The organism is Amycolatopsis sp. WAC 01416, from assembly GCF_003947485.1.
GTDB lineage: Bacteria > Actinomycetota > Actinomycetes > Mycobacteriales > Pseudonocardiaceae > Amycolatopsis.
Genome location: NZ_QHHX01000007.1, coordinates 413,192 through 432,851, shown reverse-complemented (window position 1 = coordinate 432,851; position 19,660 = coordinate 413,192). Strand labels below are relative to the sequence as shown.

The following is a 19,660-nucleotide window of genomic DNA, read 5'->3' as shown; positions in this document are numbered from 1 at the left end:
TGATGACCGCCACAGCATCAATGGTTTGCGTTGCACAAACTATCTATGCAAGATAGTAGGTATGACGAACCTGCTGCACATCGACTCGAGCATCACGGGCGAGCACTCGACCAGCCGCCGCCTCACCGCCCGGGCGGCGGCCGCCTGGCGCGCCGCGCATCCGGAGGGCACCGTCACCTACCGCGACCTGGGCGCCGACCCGCTGCCACATCTGGGCGCGGCGGCCAACACCGCCAAGTTCGTGCCGCCGGAGCAGCACACTCCGGCACAGGGCGAGGCATGGCGGCTCATCACGGACCTGGTCGACGAGGTGAGGTCGGCCGACACGATCCTGCTGGGCCTGCCGCTGTACAACTTCGGCGCGCCGAGCACGGTCAAGGCCTGGGTCGACCACCTGATCGTGCCCGGGCTGACGCTCGACGCCGAGACCAGGGAAGGCCTGCTCGGCGATCGCGACTTCATCGTCGTGGTCTCACGAGGCGGCGGTTACGGCGAAGGCACCCCGCGCGAAGGCTGGGACCACGCACAGTCGTGGATCCCGCACGGCGTCTCGCTGACCGGCCTCGCACCGCGGTTCGTCACCGCCGAGCTGACCATGGCGAAGACCAACCCGGCGATGGCGGACCTCATCCCCTTGGCCGAGGCCAGCCAGGCCGAGGCCGAACGCGTCATCGACGCTTTGTGGGCACCTGTCGCGGCCTGACTCGGCACCGGTGACCTTGCCTCCCGAGCGGGCGGCTCCTTCAGTGCTTCCGATGGGCCGGCGTCGAACTCTTATGTCGTGAAGGGCACCTTTGAGACCTTCATCGTCTCAAAGGTGCCCTTCAGGACAACCCCACGACCGAGGCCCCTGGGTCCCTAACCGTCCTTACCACTCACGGGAGCTCAGCCGATGCCGGCGGCGAAGACGTGCATCGCGGTGTTCGACGGAAGCGTCACCGCGACGACCTCCTTCCCCGCGGTCAGCGGGACGGAGTTCGCGAACACCCGGTACGGCGTGGTCGGATACGCCGCCCCGGCGCGGGTGTTCTTGCCCAGCACGGTCGCCACCGTGGTCGCGCCGTACTGGGCGGGATCGGCGCAGCACCAGTTGGGAAATCCGAGCTCGGCTTGACTGGTACTACCGTCGGCATAGCGGACGACGACAGTGCCCTTCGCCGTGCCCGTACCGGTTCCCGCCAATACCAGCTTGGCGCCCGTCCCCCGCACCGCGACCGTCTGGCCGGAAGCGAGGACGTTGTCCTTCTGCCCGGTACCGGTTTGCGGCCAGGTCAGTCGAGCACCGAGCGCGGAGAAGCCGGCACCGGGTTTGAGACCGGCTTCGGCGAGCCCTTCCGCGCGGAAGCTGCTGCCACCGCCGTCGATGTCCCCCACCGCGACGTGGGCCGCGTCGGTGACGCCGACATTGCCGTAGGCCGCGGCCAGCGAAGCGTGCGGCACGGTGACCGTCACCGAGTCGGTGACCCGGTTCTCCCCGAGCCGCGCCTGGTACGACGCCGACGCGGTGAGCTGATAATCGTCCGGTTTGATTCCCGCGTCCGGCGTCACCTTCACCGGGACCCGTACCGTCTCGCCGGGCATCACCAGCCGCGGCTCGGCCGGAACCTCGGCGCGGAATCCGTTGGCGGGCAGGGAGAACTTGACGTTCCGGACCGGCAGGGGCGTGCCGTTGGTGAAGCTCAGCGTGCCTGTCGCGGTCTGCCCGGGGCCGGCGACCGCCGGTACGGAGAGGGCGACCGAGCCGCTGCGGTCCTCGGGGAAGATCCCGCCGACCGCGCTCGTGCCGAACAGCCGGACGTCCTGCCGGTCACCGGCGCCCACCTTGCCGGTCTTGACCCGCGCGACCCCGCCGGCAGCCGGGTCGAACCACCAGCCCGAGGCCGCCGCGTCCAGCTCGGCCTTGCCGCCGTACTGCCGCAGGATCGAGGTCCCGGCCAGTACGGTCGCGGGCTTGCTTCCCGTGTGGACGGTCAGCTGGTAGTTCCGCGACGCCGGTTTCCCGGCGTAGGAACCGGAACTGGCGCCGATCCCGACCGTCACCGTGCCCAGACCCGACGTCGGCGCGTCGACGGTGAACGTCTGCCTCGCCTGGTCGCCGTTCTTGTAGGCACGAGTCACGCCGTCGTCCTCGGTGAGTGTGAACGAGCCCTTGCCCTGCGGGTAGACGTCGAGATCGAGCACACCCTTGTCCCTGGTCTGCCATGACTTCGTGCCCTCGGCCCACATCGGCACCACGGCCCCGGCGCGGACGAACAGCGGCAGCGTGTCGAGCGGCGCGTCGTAACCGTCCACAGTGGTCGGTCCGGTGTAGGTTTTGCCGCTCCAGTAGTCGACCCAGGTGCCCTTCGGCAGGTAGATGCCGTTGCGCACGGTCGAGTTCTCGTACACCGGGGCGACCAGGAAGTCCTTGCCGGACAGGAACTCGTACTTCGCTTTCTCGCCCCAGACGTTCGGGTCGTCCGGGTATTCGAGCGCCAGCGGGCGGACCTGGCCGACGCCGGTCTTGTGTGCCTCCACCGAATGGCTGTAGGTGTAAGGCAGCAGCCGCTCCTTGAGCAGCAGGTACTTGCGGTTGATCGAGGTGTACGGCTCGCCGTATCGCCACGGCTGCTTGTCCGACGCCGCCCAGCCGTCCATCGTCATCGAGACCGGCAGGAACGCCTTCCACTGCAGGTCGCGGGCGTAGGTCTGCGGGCTGCCGCCGAAGATGCCGTCGATGTCGCCGGTGTTGTACGCGATCCCCGACGTCGTGGCGCCGGCGTAGGTCGGGATCTGCCATTTGATGTAGTCGTAGGAACCGGCCTGGTCGCCGCTCCACAGCACGCCGCAGCGCTGCGCGCCCGCCCAGCTGACCGGTGTCCAGACGAAACCGCGCGCGTCGCTGTTGTCCTCGATGCCCTTGTACGCGGTGTCGCAGGCGTTCAGCGCGAACTCGTAGCCCGGGCCGACCCACGCGACGTCGAGTTTGCGGACCCGGACCCCGGCCTTGACCTCCTCGACCTGGTTGGGCACGCCGTTCTCGGTCCACAGCCCGAGCTGCATGTTGTTCTTGCGCAGACCTTCGCCCGTCTGCTGGAGGTTTTCGTATCCGCAGCCGTAGCCGTCGTTGACGAGCATCCAGCCGTTGGGCATCCCGTGCTCGGTGTATCCCTCCGCGACCTTCACCGCGTCCAGGGTGTGGCGCTCGCCGCGGTTGGCGTTGTGCAGGTAGCAGTCGGCGTCGCCGTGTTCGAGACCGTAGAGCGGTGGCAGGAAAGGCTTCCCGACGAGATCGGTGTAGCCGGTGATGACGTCCTTGAGCCCGTCGCCGACGACATACGTCGCGTCGAAACGGCGCTCGTCGTGCGTGGTGCGCACCGGTTCGGTGAAGGCGTAAGTGCCTTGCGCGAAGGTGTTGCGCAGGACGCCGTATCCCGCCGTGGAGGCGTAGAACGGTTGCGAATTCGGGGCCCCGCCGTCGTTCCAGTTGTAGTCGGCGAAGATCCGGATCGTCTGGTCACGGTGGCTGAACCGGCCGTTCTGCTCACCGCCGCCGACGAACTGCTCCGCCGCGGTTCGTGCCAGGGTCTGCGTGGTCTGTTTGCTTGTCCAGGACAGCGGCGCCGACTCCTCCCAGAGCCGCTTGCGGTCCGCGCCGTCGTACAACGCGAGCCGCAACGGGTGTTTGTACGCCCGCAGTGTGGCCTTTGCCGTGGAAACCGCCCAGTAGTCCCCCTTGTCGGTCCTCTTCGGCGTCACCGGGTCGCCGGTGCGCGGCAGCACGATCTTGCTCCCGGCCGGATCGGTGAACGTGCCGTCCGGCGCCAGCCAGACCCGGACGGCACCTTCGGCCGGGAAGCTGACGCGCACCGCGGCGCTTCCCGAATTCAGGGTGACCGTGGCGCCGTCGCCGGAGATCCCGGTCAGATCGCCCAGCTTGCCGGACGCCGCCGCGGCCGGATCGGCGTGGGCGGCGACCGGGGAAAGCCCGAGTAAGGCCACTGCGGCCAAACAACTCAGGGATTGCGCAACTCTGCTCATTCGAGACACCTTTCGCGCATGAATACGCAAGATGGTCTCTGTATAGCGCACGGTTCGCGCAAAGTCATCCGCCGAAGCGGTGCTGCCGACTTTCGTCGGGTCGCACGAAGATCCTTATGCGGCAACAGGTGCCCAAGTACATGAAGGCCCCCTTCCGGTACCTAGGCGCAAGGAAGGGGGCCTTCATGTACTTGGACGGGAGCGGTCAGACGGCTTGGACCTCGACCCCCGCGGCCTCGAACGCCGCCAGCACCTTCGGATCGGCGTTGGAATCGGTGACCAGCGCGTGCACCTCCGGGGTCGCGCAGATCCGCGCGAACGCACGACGGCCCAGCTTCGAACCGTCGGCGACCGCGACGACGCGTTCGGCCCGCTCGACCATCAGTCGGTTGATACTCGCCTCGCCCTCGTGGTGCGCGAAGGCGCCGGCGTCCGCGTCGAACGCGTCGACGCCGAGGAAAAGCAGGTCGATCGTCAGTTCGCTGAGGACCCGGGTGGCCAGCGGACCGCTGAGCTCGAACGACTGCGGACGCGCGACCCCGCCGGTGACCACGATCTTCACATGCGGCCGCACCGCCAGTTCGTGCGCGATGTTCAGCGCGTTCGTGACCACGGTCAGCCCGGGCGAATCACGGAGACCGGCCAGATCGGACCGCGTGGCCAGCGACCGCGCGACCCCGGCCGTGGTCGTCCCGCCGTTGAGGCCGACCACCATGCCCTGCGCCACGAGCGCCGCCGCGGCGACGCTGATCCGCTGCTTCTCGGGTACGTGCCGCGCGGTCTTGTAGCGCAACGGCAGGTCGTAGGCGAGGTCGTTGGCCACCGCACCGCCCCGGGTGCGGGTGAGCAACTGCTGCTCCGCCAGATGATCGAGGTCGCGCCGGATCGTGGCCGCGGAGACGTTCAGCTCCTCGGCCACGTCCTCGACGTCGATCTTTTCCCGCTGCCCCAGCAGGTCCAGCAGGGTGCTCAGCCGTTCGTGCCGGGCCATCGGCGCCACTCCTAGCTCGCTGCGGCCTATCGCGCATGACGTTGCGCTGTTGGCCACTGTTTCGAGCAGTATGCTGCATCGCGGTTGTCCGCCGCGAGCGGCACGCCGGTCGAGTGGCCCGGCCGCTCACTTCATCCGGAAGTCAAGGTGTTCCGGCAGCGGTTCGTTCGAAACCGCCGCCCAAGTGTCCGATAAAGACGTTTCCCCTTCCCTGATGTTCGCGACTTCGAAACCGGTGCCGTACACGGCCTTGGCCCCGGCGACGTCGCCTTGGGCGAGCAGGGTGCGGGCGGTCAGCAAGGCGATCCGCCCTTCCCGGGGAAGCCCCTCCAGCAGCGCGCTCGCCTCTTCCGGGAGCCCCGCAGCGAGTTGCGCCGCGATCGCCTCGACGACCAGTGGCCGCACCGACGGTGCCAGAGCGACTGCCCGGCGGTACAGCCAGGCGGCCTCGTGCCCGGCCGTGGCGACCGCGAGATTCCGCAGTGCCCAAGGGTTCTCGTCCGCCGAGACCGATTCACGCCAGGCGCGGACCGCGTCCGAATGCCGTCCGGCCGCCCAGAGCGCGACACCGCGGTGATACCAGGTCAGCCAGTTCTTCGGGGCGTACTCCATGAGATCCGCCCAGTACCGGTTCACCAGCGTCGGCGGGGGCACGGCGAGCGGATCCCCGTCCGGCGGCGTCCCGTCGAGCAGCGCGAGCCACGGCTCCTGATCCGGCCCGAGCGATTCGTCCGGGAACGGCGTGCCGGGCAGGCACATCGGCGCGCGCCGGTTCTCCAGCGCACCCCAGCCGGAACCGGTGACCAGGAAGGATTCCGGGGTGACGTCGGCGATCTTCCGCCAGTCGTCGTGGTATTCGTCCATGGCTTCCGCCGACGGCAGGCCGGCGGCGACGGCCTCGCGCGCCGTCGCCCAGTCCTCCCCGTGCGCCGCCGCCGGATCCGCGGTGACCGGGCCATAGGCCTCCAGCCAGTCCCAGCTCTCCCCCGGCGGCAAGCGCAGATGCTCCAGCTGGGTGCGAGCCAGCCCGGCTTGGATCTCCAGGTAGCCGCCGGCGCCTGGGGCAAGCCACTCCTGCCAGCGACGCCCACCGGTGGACTCGCCCCACAGGAACAGTTTCCGGCCGCGCAACCGGCCGGTGGACAGCTGGGCCAGCCCCGTCCCGTCCGCCTCGACGGCCGCTACCCACGGCCTTCCGGTCACCTCGAAGAAGTAGTCCGCCGCGGCTTCGGCGCGGGCCGGATAGGTCAGCTCGCCGGGGACGTCGACCAGATCGAGCCGCCCAGAATAGCCGTAGTGCCAAGCTTGGGTCGCGGGCGCCAGCACACGGGTGCCTTCGTTCTGCGGCACCGCGATGTTCGACCACCAGTACACCGGGACGTCGTAGGGATGCGGGTTCCGCACCCGCACGGCGACGAGCAGCTGATCCGACCCGTCGGGCAGCCAGAAGTCGATTTGATACGGCAGGTCGCGGGTGCGTTCCCACTCCCACAACCGCAGCACCGGCGTGCCGTCCGGGCCCTCGATCTCGGCGGCGAACATCGGCTCGCAGGTCGACGTCGTATGCCCGGTGCTCCCGAGGTTCCACTCGACACCGCCGGCGAACCACGCGTCCCGCAGCGCGAGGTTCGCGGGCTGGAACACCGGATTGCGGTAGAGCAGTTCGCGTCCGGACGGCTTGTGCACCAGCGAGTACAGCCGCCCGCCCAGTGACGGCAGTACCGTGGCGCGCAGCTTGTCGTTCTCCAGCACCAACGCCGGAAGCTCGCGTTCCGCGCGCTCCCGGGTGTAGCCGTCCTGAAGCAGGCATGGCAAGGGTGTGTCCAGGCGGCCGTAGCCGATGTTCTCCGCCAGGTCCGGCGGCAGCTCGTCCACATTGGACACCTTGGCCACCGCTTCGGGTTTCCGGAGCGGTGGCAACGGGTTCTCCGGCCCCAGCTCGGCGGCCGGGAGCAGCAGACCGGTGCGGTACAGGCGGGTCATGCGTCCGGGAGCCTGTCACCCGTCGCGGCGTCGAACAGGTGCACCGCACCCAATCGCGGGGTCAGGGAGATCGGCTCGCCACGCTGCCACGGGGCCATCCCCGGAGTGCGAACGGTCAGCACGCGGTCGCCGTCCCGGCAGTAGAGGTACTGGTCGCTGCCCAGTTCCTCGACGACCTCGACGACGGCTTCGAAACCGCCGTCGCCGATCGTCCAGCCCTCGGGCCGGACACCGACGACGATACCGGGGCCGGTCAGCGCCGAACGCTGCGCCGGGGTCAGCGGCAGCCGCGTGCCACCGGCGACGGCGCCGCCACTGTCCACAGTGGTCTCCAGCAGGTTCATCGCCGGCGAGCCGATGAACCCGGCGACGAAGACGTTGACCGGCTTCGCGAACAGCCCGACGGGCGTGTCGCACTGTTGCAGGATCCCGTCCTTCAGCACGGCGACCCGGTCCCCCATGGTCATCGCCTCGACCTGGTCGTGCGTGACGTAGAGCGTGGTGATGCCCAGCCGTCGTTGCAGGGAAGCGATCTGCGTCCGCGTCTGCACCCGGAGCTTGGCATCCAGATTGGACAGTGGTTCGTCCATCAGGAACACACTCGGCTCGCGCACGATCGCGCGCCCCATCGCGACGCGCTGCCGCTGGCCGCCGGACAGCTTCGCGGGTTTGCGGTCGAGGTACTCGGTCAGGTCGAGCACGGCGGCGGCCTCGCGCACCTTGCGTTCGCGTTCGGCCTTCGCCATCTTCGCCAGCTTCAGATGGAAGCCGATGTTCTCCCCCACCGTCATATGCGGGTAGAGCGCGTAGTTCTGGAACACCATCGCGATGTCCCGTTCCTTCGGCGGCAGTTCGGTGACGTCGCGATCGCCGATGTGGATGGAGCCGTCGTCGACGCCTTCCAGCCCGGCGAGCATCCGCAGCGTGGTCGACTTCCCGCAGCCGGACGGGCCGACCAGCACCAGGAACTCGCCGTCGGCGACCTCGAGGTCGAGGCCGTCGACCGCGGGACGTTCCACTCCGGCGTAGAACCGGGTGGTGTCGGAGAAGGTCACGGTGGCCATCAGGTCCTACTTTCCGGCGCCGAGGGTCATGCCGGTGATGATCCGGCGGGCGAGTACGAGGTAGAGCACGAGCATCGGGAGCACGACGATCGCCACCCCGGCGATCAGGCCGCCGTACTCCGACTGATAACTCGCGGCCCCGTAGAAGGTGAACAGCGCGCGGGACAGGGTGAAATGCGCCTGGTCCTTGAGGAACACGATCGCCAGCAGCGTCTCGTTCCACAGGCCGATGGCGTTCAGCGTCAACGCGGTGATCATGCCGCCGCGGGTCAGCGGCAGCATCACCGAGAAGAACGTGCGCGTCGGCGAAGCGCCGTCGAGCGCGGCCGCCTCCTCCAGTTCGTCCGGCAGCGACCGGAAGAAACCGGTCATCAGGAACACCGTGAACGGGATGGACAGGGCCACGTACAGCACGAACAGGCCGTACTCGTTGTCCATGTGCACTTTGCTGAGCACCACGAACAGCGGGATGATCACGGTCTGGAACGGCACGCCCATGCCGATCGCGACGACGTTCGTCATCGGACCGGCGCCGCGGACGCCGAGCCTGGTCAGTGCGTACGCGCAGGGCGCCGAGACGACGACGGTCGCGACCGTCGCCAGCCCGACCAGTGCCACGGTCGTCAGCACCGCGTCACCGAAACCGGCGTTGTTCCAGGCGTAGATGAAGTTCCGGAACGGCTTGCCGTTCTTGAACCATTGGTACGGCAGGTCGAACGGCTTGGTGAAGATCTCCACCGGTGTCTTGAACGACGCCGTGAGCAGCCAGTACAGCACCAGGATGTTGCCCGCGGTGAACAGCCACACGATCGTGGTGCCCAGTACCCGCAACGGGCTGAACCGTTTGGAGCCGGGTGCCGGACGCGGTTTGCGTGGCGGCTTGCGCACCGGTTTCGCCGGTCGCCGCGCGGGCGCCTCGACGTCGGTGACGGACATGGGATCTCCCTCAGAACTGGATCGCGTCACGGCGCATCAGACGGCGGAGCAGGACGACGAGCACGGACACCAGCGCGATCATCGCCACCGCGCAGGCACAGGCCGCACCGAAGTCCGGCGTGCCGTTCGAGCCGAAGGTCCGGTCGAACACGTAGATCCCCAGCGTCCACGCCTCGTTGGGCGGGGCGTAGGTGCCGGGACCGGCCAGCACGAACACCAGCTCGAAGATCTTGAGCGCGTTGATCGTCCACAGCACCCCGGCGACGCCGACGACGTCCCAGGTCATCGGCAGCGTGATGTTCCTGAACTTCTGCCACGGCGAGGCGCCGCCCAGCTCGGCGTCCTCGTAGAGATACGGCGGGATGCGGTCGACCGCGGCCATCAGGATGGTGATGTAGAAGCCCGAACTGGCCCAGATCAGCGAAGCCGTCACGACACCGGTCACATTGGACGGTGCGAGGAACTTCGCCGCGTCCGCGCCGAGGCTTTCCAGCACGTAGTTCGCCAGACCCTGTTTCCCCGGCTGGTACTTGAACACGAAGCCGAGGAACATGCCGAGCGCCACCGGCGCCACGATGTTCGGGAAGAACAGGATGGCGCGGACGATCTTGCCGCCCTTCATGTCCCGCAGCACCATGGTGAACAGGAAGGCCAGCGCGAACGTGCCGATCCCGCCGAGGAACACGTAGATCAGCGTGTTGCGGAAGGCGTACTGGAACGAGTCGCTCGCCCACATCTGCGTGTAGTTGGTGACGCCGTTGGGTTCGGGGGTGTCGCCCGCGCCCGCCCAGCTGGTGAAGCTCAGCACCACGGTCGCGAGCGTCGGCAGGACCAGGAAGGCCAGGTACAGTACCAGCGCCGGCGCGGCGAACGGCCAGAACAGCCGTTTCTTGCGGCGCAGATGAGCCCCGGCCTTCACCGCCCGCGCCGGCGTCGGCGTCGTGACCGTCGCCATCAGCCCTGGTTCTTCCAGAACTCGGCGCTCTTGACGGCGAGCTGGTCCACGAACTGCTGCGGCGTGAGCTGGCCCTTCAGCAGCGCGATGTCGGCCGGGTCGAAGACGTCGGTCTGCCATTTGCCGCCGGCGATGCCGTCGATCCCGTCGTACTGCAGGACGTGTTCCTTCTTCGGGTCGTCCAGCGCGGCCTTGACCTGCTTGAGGTCGTCCGGCACGGCGAGGTCGGCACGCGGCACGAGGTTGTCGGCCACGATCGGGATGCCGGCGAGCAGGTCCTTGTTGAGGAAGTAGGCGATGAACGCCTTGGCCGCCTCGGCGTGCTTGGCCTTCTTGGTCACCGAGAAGCCGATCGACATCTGCTCGACGGTGTCGTGCGTGGCGCCTTCGGGCATCGGGAACTGGAAGGAGCTGTAATTGATCTTCGTCCCGGCGCCCTGCTTGTCCAGGTACTCACGGGTCTCGCTCGGCGCCCAGCTGCCGACGTAGAGGAACCGGGAGTCGCCATCGGCCCAGCGCTGCTGCACCTGCGGGAACTTCGCCGCGTCCCAGCCGTCGATGAAGTACTTGGGCAGCTTCGCGGTTTCGGTGGCGGCCTTGAGGAAACCGGGCTCGGTCTTCCACGCCTGGCCGGTCTTGTCGGTCGCCGCCTTGTACAGCCCGCCCGCGCCGACGAACCGCTCGGCGAGCTGGGTGTAGTAGTACATGTTGTAGAACGGGATGTCGCCGTCGAGACTGATGGCGGCCTTGCCGTCGGACTTCGCCTTGTCGAACAGGGCGATCAGCTCGTCCATCGTCTTCGGCTGCTGGATGTCGCCGGCGGTGTCCTTGTTGAACCACCAGGCGCTGGACTGGATCGTGTACGGGACCATGAAGTTGTGGCCTTCGCGGTCCTTGTTCTGCGGGAAGTCGTACGAGCTTGGCGAAAGCACGTCCTTGACGGTCTTGTCGCCCTCGCCGACCTTCATCGCGAACACGTCGTCGACGCTCTGCGTGCCACCCGGCGTCATGACCGCCGCGCCGACCTTGCTGACGTCCTGGTCGAACAGATCCGGCACCGCGTCGGTGTTCAGCGCGGGCACCAGGTTCTGGGTGTAGGCCTTGCGGCCCAGCCACTGCACGTCGACCTTGACGCCGGTCTTCTCCTGGAAGCATTTGAAGGCCTTCTGGAGGACCTTGCCCTGGGGCTCGTCGGCCGTCCACATGGACCAGTACGTGAATTCCTTGTCCGTCGCGGGTTTCACTCCCGCTTCCGGACAGGGCGCGTTGAGGAACTGGTCGACGCCCGGGAGCGCGTTCTCGCCGGTGCCACCGGCCACGTCCCCGCCGCCGCATCCCGCGAGCAGGAGCGCCGCCCCTGCCGTCAATGCCGTCAGCCTGCCTACCCGCATCCGCCACCACCTGGATCGAAGATCACACAAGTTCTGCTTGTTGTTGCGCAGTTTTGTGAGGTTTCACGCACATGTCAACACTCAATCGCGCAAAGTCTGCTCAATCGTCACCTTGACCGGTTCAACATGATCAAGCTTGAGCACTCCCAGCAGCCGCCGCACCGCGGCGGCGACCGCCGCCCTTCCCGCACCGAGATACTTCCGCGGGTCGACGCGCTCCGGATGCGCGCGCCAGTCTTCCGCGGCCGCGGCGGTGAACACCTTGTTGAGCTGGGTGGCGATGTTGATCTTCGTCATCCCGGCCCGCACGGCCTCGGCCAGTCCCTCGTCCGGCACACCCGACGAACCGTGCAGCACCAACGGCACCGGCACCCGCTCCCGCAGCCTTGCAATCAGCTCGAAGTCCAAGGCGGCGTCACGGGTGAGCATGGCGTGCGAACTGCCCACCGCCACCGCGAGAGCGTCGATGCCGGTGGCCGCGACGAACTGCGCCGCCTCGTCCGGATCGGTGCGCGCGCCGGGCGCGTGGACGCCGTCCTTGCCCCCGACCTCGCCGAGTTCGGCCTCGACCCAGACCCCGTGGTCGTGGCAGTACGCGGCGACTTCCCTGGTCGCGCGCACGTTGTCGGTGTAGTCCAGTTTGGACGCGTCGAACATGACGGAGCCGAAGCCGAGCGAGACCGCCTCACGGACGAGATCGGCCGATTCGGCGTGGTCGAGATGCACCGCGACCGGAGTGACGGCGCCTCTCGCCGCGGCCAGCGCCGCCGTGCCCACCGGCGCCAGTGAACCGTGGTACTTCACGGCGTTCTGGCTCAGTTGCAGAATCACCGGCGCTTCCGCCGCGGCCGCCCCGGCGACGATCGCGGTGATGTGTTCGAGCTGGATCGCGTTGAACGCGCCGCAGCCGTGCCGGGCCGCCGCGGCGGCACCGACGATCTCCCCGGTTCCCACCAGAGGCATGACGTCTCCTAATCCGGGCGGGCGCGCACGGCGACCAGCCCCTGTTCGGCTTCGTAGTGCGCGAGGTCGACGTCCCCGGCAAGCGGGCCAAGCACGGCCGCCCCGGACAACGCGACGGCGCGGCGCAGGATGTCCGGCCACGGTTCGGTGCGGCTCAATCCCCATGCCAGCGCCGCGACGACGGCGTCACCGGCACCGGTGGTATTGCCACTGAGCACAGTGGACGGTGCCGCGTGCCAGGTGCCGGATCCGGTCACCGCAAGCAGCCCCTCCGGGCCCAGCGAGACGACGACGGCGCCCGCCCCCGCCTTGCGTAGTTCGGTCGCGGCGGCCACCGGATCCCGCAGGCCGGTGACCTCGCGCAGTTCGTCGGCGTTCGGTTTGACCACGGACGGCCGCCCGGCCAGTCCGGCGAGCAGCGCCTCGCCGGAAGCGTCCAAGATGGACGGTGCCCGGCCGAGGAGTCCGGCGTATCCCCCGGCGCCCGGCGGCAGGCTGCCCGAGCAGACGAGCACATCCGGTTTCCGGGCTCGTACGGCCGCCGCAAGCGCTTGCCACTCGTCTTCGGTGAGCCGCGGCCCTGGCTCGTTCAGCAACGTGACCGAGCCGTCGTCCGCCAGAACCGTGGTGGTGCGCCGGGTCTCCCCGCCGATCGGGACCGCGGCGGCCGGAATGCCCGCCGCCGCGAGGTCGCCGACGACGGCGGTTCCCGTCGCGCCGCCCGCGGTGAAGATCGCGCGGACGTCGGCACCGAGCGTGTGCAGCACGCGGGCGACGTTGACGCCCTTGCCACCTGCCCGGTGCCGCACTTCCCGCACCCTGTGCACCGCGCCCGGTCGCAGACCGTCCACTGTGTACGTGACGTCCAGCGCGGCGTTCGGCGTGACGGTGACGATCACGGCGGCCTCAGGTCAGCACGACGGAACGGGTGAGGCTGCGAGGGTTGTCCGGGTCGAGTCCCTTGCGGGCGGCGATGGCCCCGGCGACGCGCTGGCGGCGGACGAGGTCGGCGAGCGGATCCAGGCCGCTCTCGACGAACAGGCCGCCCGCGCCGGCGACGTCGTCGGCCAGCCCCTCCGGCGCCTGCCCGAACATCCACGTCACGCGGCCGGGTTCGCTGATGCTGATCGGCCCGTGCCGGTAGTCCCACGCCGGATACGACTCCGTCCACAGCAGACACGCCTCGCGGAACTTGAGCGCGGCTTCGTTCGCGATGCCCACCGACCAGCCGGTGCCGAGGAAGCTGAACTGCTCCGCGGCGACCAGTTCGTCGGGCAGCGGTTCGGCGAGCACGCGTTCGGCCTGGTCGGCGACCGCGGTCAGGTCTTCGCCGAGGTGCGCGCGCAGCATCGCCAGCGCCGTCGTGGCGAACCGGGTCTGCACGACCGAGCGTTCGTCCACGACGGACAGGTCGATGATCGTGTCCGCGGCGGCGTCGATCTCGCGGGGCACGCCGGTGATCGCGATGGTCGGCGTCCTGCCCCGCAGTTTCGCCAGCAGGGCGTGGACCTCGGTCGTCGTACCCGACCGGGTCAGCGCCACGACGTGGTCGTAACCACGGCCCGCCGGGAACTCGGAGGCGGCGAAGGCGTCGGTCTCGCCGAGCCCCGCGGACTCGCGAAGGACGGCGTACGCCTGGCCGATGAACCACGACGTGCCACAGCCGACGATCGCCACCCGCGCGCCCGGCGGCGGCAGCAGATCACTGTTCGCCGAGGCCAGGGCCGCCGCTTCCCGCCAGCAGCCGGGCTGGCTCGCGATTTCCGCCGCCATGAAGGTCCCGCTCATGAACTCCCCATCCGTGCCAGTTGTGCGCAATAGCTGTCACGTTAGGTGCAGTTTTGTGCAACGTCAATGCTCTGTTAGCGCACTTTCACGCATTTGACTCGCGCAGATGTGCATGATGGGCCGGTCGCCTACCGTGGACGGATGCGAATCGTCTCGCTGCTCCCCGCCGCGACCGACTTCGTCGCGACCCTCGGGCTCCTGCCGTCGCTGGCAGGCCGGACCCACGAATGCGACTGGCCCCCCGGCGCGCTGGACGACGTCCCGGTGGTCACGAGCAGCGCGATCGACCACGACGTGCTGTCGAGCCGGGAGATTTCGGCGGCCGTCGGCGGCGAGCATCGCGGTTCGGGCCTGTACTCCCTCGACGCCGGCCTGCTCGCGGCGGCCGAACCCGACGTCGTGCTCACGCAGGACCTCTGTGACGTCTGCGCGGTCTCCTACCGGCAGGTCTCGGAGACCGTACGCACGCTGGACGGCGACACCCGGGTGGTCAGCCTCGAACCGCGAACGCTCGACGGCGTCTTCACCTGCTTGGCCACGCTCGGCGAGGTGCTGGGCGTCCCGGAGCGCGCGGCGGCCGAGGCCCGTCTCCTCCGGGAACGAGTGGACGCGGTCCGCGCCCGGGTCGCCGGACGGCCGCGCCCGCGGGTGGCCGCCATCGAATGGTTCGACCCGCTCTGGCCCGCCGGGCACTGGGTCCCGGAGCAGATCGAAACCGCCGGTGGCGTCCCGTTGCTCGCCGTCGCGGGCGAACACACCCGTCCGATCACGTGGGACACCGTCGTCGAGGCACGGCCCGACGTGCTGTTGCTCATCCCCTGCGGTTTCCCGCCCGAACGGACCGAAGCGGAACTGCATCTACTGAGCGGCTTACCGGGTTGGGACGACATTCCGGCCGTGCACATCTTGGACGGGCCGGCCTACTTCAACCGTCCCGGACCCCGTGTCGTCGACGGCGCGGAGATCCTCGCCGACCTCCTCCACCCGTGACCGGCGTCACGTCCGAAGCTGTCACAACCTCTCCGGCCCACTCGTCATGTGTGCAGGAACCGACGGAGAGGAAAGATCATGGAACCGCGCGTCAACCTGTTCGAGAACGAGGTCATCCTCAAGTACGCCAAGCGTCTCGGCGCCGCGAACCGGCCGATCGAAGAGTCCTCGCTGCCGCACGCGACCCAGGAACTGGTGAAGCTGCGCGCCAGCCAGATCAACGGCTGCGGCTTCTGCACCGACATGCACAGCAAGGACGCCGCGCACGCGGGCGAGACCTCGGTGCGGCTCAACCTGGTCGCCGCCTGGCGGGAGGCGAACGTGTTCACCGAGCCCGAGCGCGCGGCGCTGGCGCTCACCGAGGAGGGCACCCGCATCGCCGACGCGCACCACGGTGTCAGCGACGAAACCTGGGCGCAGGTACGCAAGCACTACGACGACGAGCAGATCGGCGCCCTGATCGCGCTGATCGCCACGATCAACGCGTACAACCGGCTCAACGTCATCGCCAGGACGCCGGCGGGCGACTACCAGCCCGGCATGTTCGACTGATCCTCGCGTCCAGCGACAACAGGATCGCTTCGCCGGACAACGATCGAGCCGCCACGGGCTGATAAACCTGCGGAAACACGCGATCCGGAGGTTCAGCCCGTGCGACTCGACGTCCGTTTCTTCCCGGTGACCGGGACTCATCCGCTCAGCACCGACCTCGTCGGGCTCCGCGCGAACTTCCACTACGGCTCCGGGAACGTGCTGGAGCAGCACTACGCGGACCGGACGACGATGATCTGGACGGGTGTGTCCGGCGACTTCGCCGGTGTCCGGCAGAAAGAGGCGACGCTGCGCGTCTTCGAAACCGGACCGGCGCAGTACTTCGTCACCTGGTACGAAACCGGGACCGTCGCGACGGCCGCGCACGGCGAGATCTTCGACGGCGGTTACCCCATCGCGGTGATGGCCGACTTCGACCGTCTGGTCGCGACGGCGGCATATACGAATCCGCGCGAGGACGGCGGGCAGTATTTCCTGGTCGACCAGGCGACCATCGAGATTCTGGAGCGGCCGCACGGGTGGCCGTCCTTTCCCGCGACAAAGTCCTCCGCCGGAAGTTGACCCGCCGTCCCGATCGAAGAGCGGGCATCTGACGGTGCCGCACGGCGTCGCGCTGTACGTCGGCGCGGTCCTGCTGGTCCTCCCGTCACTCGCCGCCAAGGCTGCGGGGCCGGCGTCGCTGATCTCCAAGCGGGGCAAACGTGGCGTGTCGATTCCGGTCAATCCTCGCGGACTCCGCACCTCCCGCCATCACCCAGCGCTGATGGGCAAGCGATACGCGCACAGAGACAAAGGTCGCGGGGCAGCCGCTCCCATACTGGCCGTCCAGCGGAGATGAGGAGCAGCGAATGAGCCGGGACGACACGTCGCTCGCGAAGAACGTCTTGGGCGTGCCAGGCATCGTCTTCCTCGTGCTCGCCGCGGTCGCGCCGTTGACCGGGATGATCGTGATCGCGGCCATCGGGATCGCGGTCGGGAACGGCGGCGGGATGGTCGCGGCCTTCCTGCTGGCCACGGTCGTCCTGTTGCTGTTCGCGGTCGGCTACGCGCAGATGTCGCGGGTGCTCACCAGCGCGGGCGGCTTCTACGCCTTCGTGGTCAAGGGACTGGGCAGGACGCCGGGGCTCGTCGCCGGTTTCGTCGCGATGCTGGGCTACAACAGTTTCGTCGCGGGCGCCATCGGCACGAGCGGGTTCTTCACCTCCACGGCGATCGGCGACGTCTTCGGGCTCCACCTCGATTGGCTCTTCTGGAGCGCGGTTTCGGTGGTGCTGGTCCTTCTGCTCAGCCGCCGGGGAATCGCGGTGAGCGCGAAGGTGCTGGGAGTCTCGCTGATCCTCGAGGTGTCGATCCTGCTGGTCATGGACTTCAGCGTGCTGTTCCGGCACGGCTTCTCGTTCGCCGCCTTCAGCCCCTCCGTGCTGTTCCAGGGTGCCGGCGGGCTGGCATTGTTGTTCGCCGCCAACGCTTTCATCGGTTTCGAGGCGACAGCGCTGTTCGGCGAGGAAGCCAAGGATCCCAAGCGGACGATCCCGCGGGCGACCTACATCGCCATCGGGTTCATCGGGGTGTTCGCCGCGTTCACGACCTGGGCCGTGGTCAGCGCGATCGGCGCCGAACAGGCGCAGGACGTGGCCGTCGCACATCTTTCGAGCGGAGATCTCGTGCTCTCGGTCGCACAGGAGTATCTCGGCGGCCCGCTGACCAAGGTGATGTTGCTGCTTCTGGTGGTCAGCCTGTTCGCGGCGTTGCTGGCGCTGCACAATTCGGCGACCCGGTATCTGTACGCGCTGGGCCGGGTCGGCGTGCTGCCGCGACTGCTGGGCAAGACCAGTCCGCGCAACGGAGCACCGCGCTACGCCTCGATCGTCCAGCTGGTCTTCGGCTCGGTGGTGGCACTGGCGTTCCGGCTCGCCGGGCTCGACCCGGTCGCCGACCTCACCGCGAGCATGACCGGCTTCGGCACGCTGGGCATTCTCACCCTGCAACTGTTCGCGGCAGTCGCGATCCTGGTCTATTTCCGCCGGACGCGGGATCGCCGGGTGATGAAGACGCTGATCGCCCCCGGGCTGGGCGCGGTGGGGCTCGGGATCATCGTGACGCTGGCGATCCTCAACTTCCCGACGCTCGCCGGGTCGAGCAACGGCGTCGTCCCGCATCTGCCGTGGCTGCTCCTGGTGGTCGCGCTGGCCGGGCTGGCACTCGCCGGCTGGCTGCGCAAGTTCCGGCCCTCGGTGTACGCGGCGTTGGAGACCGATCTGGAACGCGACGCCGCGCCGAAGCCATCAGAGACTGTTGGTCAGTGAGAGGTTGAACGAGTAGCGCGAGGCACGGTAGACGTGCCAGCCGTATTCCACGACCTTGCCGGAGTCGTCGTAGGTGGTGCGTCGCATGGTGAGCAGCGCCGCGCCCGGCTCCTCGTCGAGCAGTTCGGCGTCCTCTTCAGTCGCCTGCCGCGCGCCGACGTTCTGCTGCGCGGCGTGCAATCGGACACCCGCCGAGCGCAGTAACTGATAGAGCCCCTTGTCCCGCAGTTCGTCGTCGGCCGGGTCGATGAGGCCGTCGGGCAGGTAGTTGTTCATGATCGCCAGCGGTTCGCCGCCGGTCGAGCGCACCCGCTTCAGCCGCCGGACGTGGGTCAGGCCCGGTGTCTCGAGATGCTCGATCGCCTCGTCGTCCGCGGGCTCCACCCGGTTGACGAGGACGACCGACTCCGGCCTGTCCCCGAGTTCGCTGAGATCGTCGAAGAGGCTGCTCAACCGCAGCGGACGGGCGACCTTGGTGCGGACGACCTGGGTGCCGACCCCGCGTTTGCGGACGAGCAGCCCCTGGTTGACCAGCGACTGGATCGCCTGGCGGATGGTCGGCCGCGACAGGTGCAGCCGCGCGGCCAGGTCCAGCTCGTTGTCCAGCCGGGCGCCGTTCGGCAGCCTGCCGTCTTCGATCGCGGCGCCGAGCTGCCTGGCGACCTGCGAGTACAGCGGCTCCGGGCCGTTCGGATCCACCACGATCTCACCGGGTGCCCAGGGTTTCATGCGCGGAGCCTACCGCGACGAGCGACTATGACCTTATGTCCATATGTCTTGACAAAGTCTCCGAGCGCTTGCGAAGGTCGAAGCACCACGCGAGCCTGGAGGAACGAAAGTGTCGGACACAGTGCGCCGGATAGTCGCCGCGCGGGTACGCGATCCGGGGGCCGTCGCGGTGGCCGCGGCCACCCGGATCCGGGCGAAATCGCCGTTCAACGACAAGGGCCGGACGATGATCATCGCCGCGGACCATCCGGCGCGCGGCGCGAACGGTGTCGGCGCCGATCCGCTCGCGATGGCCGACCGCGGCGAGCTGCTCGACCGCCTCGGCCTGGCGCTGGAACGCCCCGGGGACACCGGCGTGCTGGCGACCCCGGACATCATCGACGATCTGCTGCTCCTCGGCGCCCTCGACGGCAAGACCGTCATCGGGTCGATGAACCGCACCGGCCTCGCGGGATCGAGTTTCGAGATCGACGACCGGTTCGCCTGCTACGACGCCGAAACGATCGAGCGGATGCGGTTCGACGGCGGCAAGACGCTCACCAGGATCTGCCTGGGCGACCCGGCGACGCCGAGCGCGCTCGAGAACACCGCGAAGGCGGTCAACGACCTCGCCGACCGGAAGCTGATCGCGATGGTCGAGCCGTTCCTCTCCGAGTGGGCCGACGGACGTCTGCGCAACGACCTCTCCCCCGATGCCGTGATCCGGTCGATCACCATCGCCTCCGCGCTCGGCCGCTCGTCGGCGTACACCTGGCTGAAACTCCCGGTGGTCGAAGACATGGAGCGCGTGCTGGCCGCCTCGACGCTGCCCGCCGTACTGCTGGGCGGCGAGGTCAAGGATCCCGACGCCGCGTTCGCCGCCTGGCAACGGGCGCTCGCACTGCCGACCGTGCAAGGCCTCGTGGTCGGCCGCTCCCTGCTCTACCCGCACGACGGCGACGTCGCCAAGGCCGTCGACACGGCCGTCGGACTGCTGTGAACACCTGTGGAGG

At 68.7% G+C, this 19,660-nt stretch carries 17 protein-coding genes; 6 read left to right on the top strand and 11 right to left on the bottom strand.

The genetic code is table 11. From position 1 onward, the window contains the following. Window positions 1–61 precede the first annotated feature (61 nt). Window positions 62–703: an FMN-dependent NADH-azoreductase gene (locus tag DL990_RS25890; RefSeq protein ID WP_125783248.1), complete on the top strand. Its 642-nt coding sequence runs from the start codon at window positions 62–64 to the stop codon at window positions 701–703. Between the two features lie 182 nt (window positions 704–885). On the opposite strand, the gene DL990_RS25885 is transcribed toward DL990_RS25890, so the two are convergent. The 10 genes from DL990_RS25885 to DL990_RS25840 all read right to left on the bottom strand — a co-directional run bounded on the left by DL990_RS25885 (window position 886) and on the right by DL990_RS25840 (window position 14,091). Next, complete coding sequence (locus DL990_RS25885; RefSeq protein WP_233620569.1) at window positions 886–4,020, bottom strand: TIM-barrel domain-containing protein; 3,135 nt, start codon at window positions 4,018–4,020, stop codon at window positions 886–888. 205 nt (window positions 4,021–4,225) lie between these two features. Next, window positions 4,226–5,011: a DeoR/GlpR family DNA-binding transcription regulator gene (locus DL990_RS25880; protein ID WP_125787539.1), complete on the bottom strand. Its 786-nt coding sequence runs from the start codon at window positions 5,009–5,011 to the stop codon at window positions 4,226–4,228. Window positions 5,012–5,137: 126 nt separating this feature from the next. After that, window positions 5,138–6,994: a DUF5107 domain-containing protein gene (locus tag DL990_RS25875; RefSeq protein ID WP_125800174.1), complete on the bottom strand. Its 1,857-nt coding sequence runs from the start codon at window positions 6,992–6,994 to the stop codon at window positions 5,138–5,140. Then, on the bottom strand, window positions 6,991–8,058 hold the full coding sequence (locus DL990_RS25870) for an ABC transporter ATP-binding protein (protein WP_125800173.1): 1,068 nt from the start codon (window positions 8,056–8,058) through the stop codon (window positions 6,991–6,993). Before DL990_RS25870 ends, DL990_RS25875 begins: the two co-directional genes overlap by 4 nt. Before the next feature lie 6 nt (window positions 8,059–8,064). Beyond that, the gene (locus DL990_RS25865) at window positions 8,065–8,994 is read right to left on the bottom strand and encodes a carbohydrate ABC transporter permease (RefSeq protein WP_125800172.1); all 930 of its coding nucleotides are present in this window, start codon (window positions 8,992–8,994) and stop codon (window positions 8,065–8,067) included. Between the two features lie 10 nt (window positions 8,995–9,004). Next, the gene (locus tag DL990_RS25860; RefSeq protein WP_125800171.1) at window positions 9,005–9,949 is read right to left on the bottom strand and encodes a carbohydrate ABC transporter permease; all 945 of its coding nucleotides are present in this window, start codon (window positions 9,947–9,949) and stop codon (window positions 9,005–9,007) included. Next, the gene (locus DL990_RS25855) at window positions 9,949–11,340 is read right to left on the bottom strand and encodes an ABC transporter substrate-binding protein (protein WP_125800170.1); all 1,392 of its coding nucleotides are present in this window, start codon (window positions 11,338–11,340) and stop codon (window positions 9,949–9,951) included. Before DL990_RS25855 ends, DL990_RS25860 begins: the two co-directional genes overlap by 1 nt. A gap of 81 nt (window positions 11,341–11,421) precedes the next feature. Then, window positions 11,422–12,303, bottom strand: a complete 882-nt coding sequence (locus tag DL990_RS25850; protein WP_125800169.1) for a class II fructose-bisphosphate aldolase — start codon at window positions 12,301–12,303, stop codon at window positions 11,422–11,424. Window positions 12,304–12,311: 8 nt separating this feature from the next. Beyond that, window positions 12,312–13,202: a 1-phosphofructokinase family hexose kinase gene (locus DL990_RS25845; RefSeq protein WP_125800168.1), complete on the bottom strand. Its 891-nt coding sequence runs from the start codon at window positions 13,200–13,202 to the stop codon at window positions 12,312–12,314. A gap of 7 nt (window positions 13,203–13,209) precedes the next feature. Next, a complete protein-coding gene (locus DL990_RS25840) occupies window positions 13,210–14,091 on the bottom strand; it encodes an SIS domain-containing protein (RefSeq protein WP_125800167.1) in 882 nt (293 codons plus the stop codon). 141 nt (window positions 14,092–14,232) lie between these two features. Here DL990_RS25840 and DL990_RS25835 point away from each other — a divergent pair, with 141 nt between their 5' ends. The 4 genes from DL990_RS25835 to DL990_RS25820 all read left to right on the top strand — a co-directional run bounded on the left by DL990_RS25835 (window position 14,233) and on the right by DL990_RS25820 (window position 17,939). Next, window positions 14,233–15,081: a cobalamin-binding protein gene (locus tag DL990_RS25835; RefSeq protein WP_125800166.1), complete on the top strand. Its 849-nt coding sequence runs from the start codon at window positions 14,233–14,235 to the stop codon at window positions 15,079–15,081. A gap of 78 nt (window positions 15,082–15,159) precedes the next feature. Then, complete coding sequence (locus tag DL990_RS25830) at window positions 15,160–15,633, top strand: carboxymuconolactone decarboxylase family protein (RefSeq protein WP_125800165.1); 474 nt, start codon at window positions 15,160–15,162, stop codon at window positions 15,631–15,633. Between the two features lie 99 nt (window positions 15,634–15,732). Then, window positions 15,733–16,194, top strand: a complete 462-nt coding sequence (locus tag DL990_RS25825; protein WP_125787528.1) for a MoaF C-terminal domain-containing protein — start codon at window positions 15,733–15,735, stop codon at window positions 16,192–16,194. A gap of 287 nt (window positions 16,195–16,481) precedes the next feature. Then, window positions 16,482–17,939 (top strand): APC family permease, encoded by a 1,458-nt coding sequence (locus DL990_RS25820; RefSeq protein ID WP_125800164.1) that lies wholly within the window; start codon window positions 16,482–16,484, stop codon window positions 17,937–17,939. On the opposite strand, the gene DL990_RS25815 is transcribed toward DL990_RS25820, so the two are convergent. Beyond that, window positions 17,919–18,668 (bottom strand): GntR family transcriptional regulator, encoded by a 750-nt coding sequence (locus tag DL990_RS25815; protein WP_125795292.1) that lies wholly within the window; start codon window positions 18,666–18,668, stop codon window positions 17,919–17,921. The genes DL990_RS25820 and DL990_RS25815 overlap by 21 nt on opposite strands. A 109-nt stretch (window positions 18,669–18,777) precedes the next feature. Between DL990_RS25815 and DL990_RS25810 the strand changes: the two genes are divergently transcribed. Continuing rightward, complete coding sequence (locus tag DL990_RS25810) at window positions 18,778–19,647, top strand: aldolase (RefSeq protein WP_125800163.1); 870 nt, start codon at window positions 18,778–18,780, stop codon at window positions 19,645–19,647. The last annotated feature ends 13 nt before the right edge of the window (window positions 19,648–19,660 follow it).

Coding starts and splice junctions, on each gene's coding strand:
- DL990_RS25835 (WP_125800166.1), top strand. CDS start 14,233: ATGCGAATCGTCTCGCTGCTCCCCGCCGCGACCGACTTCGTCGCGACC.
- DL990_RS25875 (WP_125800174.1), bottom strand. CDS start 6,994: ATGACCCGCCTGTACCGCACCGGTCTGCTGCTCCCGGCCGCCGAGCTG.
- DL990_RS25815 (WP_125795292.1), bottom strand. CDS start 18,668: ATGAAACCCTGGGCACCCGGTGAGATCGTGGTGGATCCGAACGGCCCG.
- DL990_RS25860 (WP_125800171.1), bottom strand. CDS start 9,949: ATGGCGACGGTCACGACGCCGACGCCGGCGCGGGCGGTGAAGGCCGGG.
- DL990_RS25850 (WP_125800169.1), bottom strand. CDS start 12,303: ATGCCTCTGGTGGGAACCGGGGAGATCGTCGGTGCCGCCGCGGCGGCC.
- DL990_RS25840 (WP_125800167.1), bottom strand. CDS start 14,091: ATGAGCGGGACCTTCATGGCGGCGGAAATCGCGAGCCAGCCCGGCTGC.
- DL990_RS25830 (WP_125800165.1), top strand. CDS start 15,160: ATGGAACCGCGCGTCAACCTGTTCGAGAACGAGGTCATCCTCAAGTAC.
- DL990_RS25885 (WP_233620569.1), bottom strand. CDS start 4,020: ATGAGCAGAGTTGCGCAATCCCTGAGTTGTTTGGCCGCAGTGGCCTTA.
- DL990_RS25820 (WP_125800164.1), top strand. CDS start 16,482: ATGAGCCGGGACGACACGTCGCTCGCGAAGAACGTCTTGGGCGTGCCA.
- DL990_RS25880 (WP_125787539.1), bottom strand. CDS start 5,011: ATGGCCCGGCACGAACGGCTGAGCACCCTGCTGGACCTGCTGGGGCAG.
- DL990_RS25865 (WP_125800172.1), bottom strand. CDS start 8,994: ATGTCCGTCACCGACGTCGAGGCGCCCGCGCGGCGACCGGCGAAACCG.
- DL990_RS25855 (WP_125800170.1), bottom strand. CDS start 11,340: ATGCGGGTAGGCAGGCTGACGGCATTGACGGCAGGGGCGGCGCTCCTG.
- DL990_RS25890 (WP_125783248.1), top strand. CDS start 62: ATGACGAACCTGCTGCACATCGACTCGAGCATCACGGGCGAGCACTCG.
- DL990_RS25870 (WP_125800173.1), bottom strand. CDS start 8,058: ATGGCCACCGTGACCTTCTCCGACACCACCCGGTTCTACGCCGGAGTG.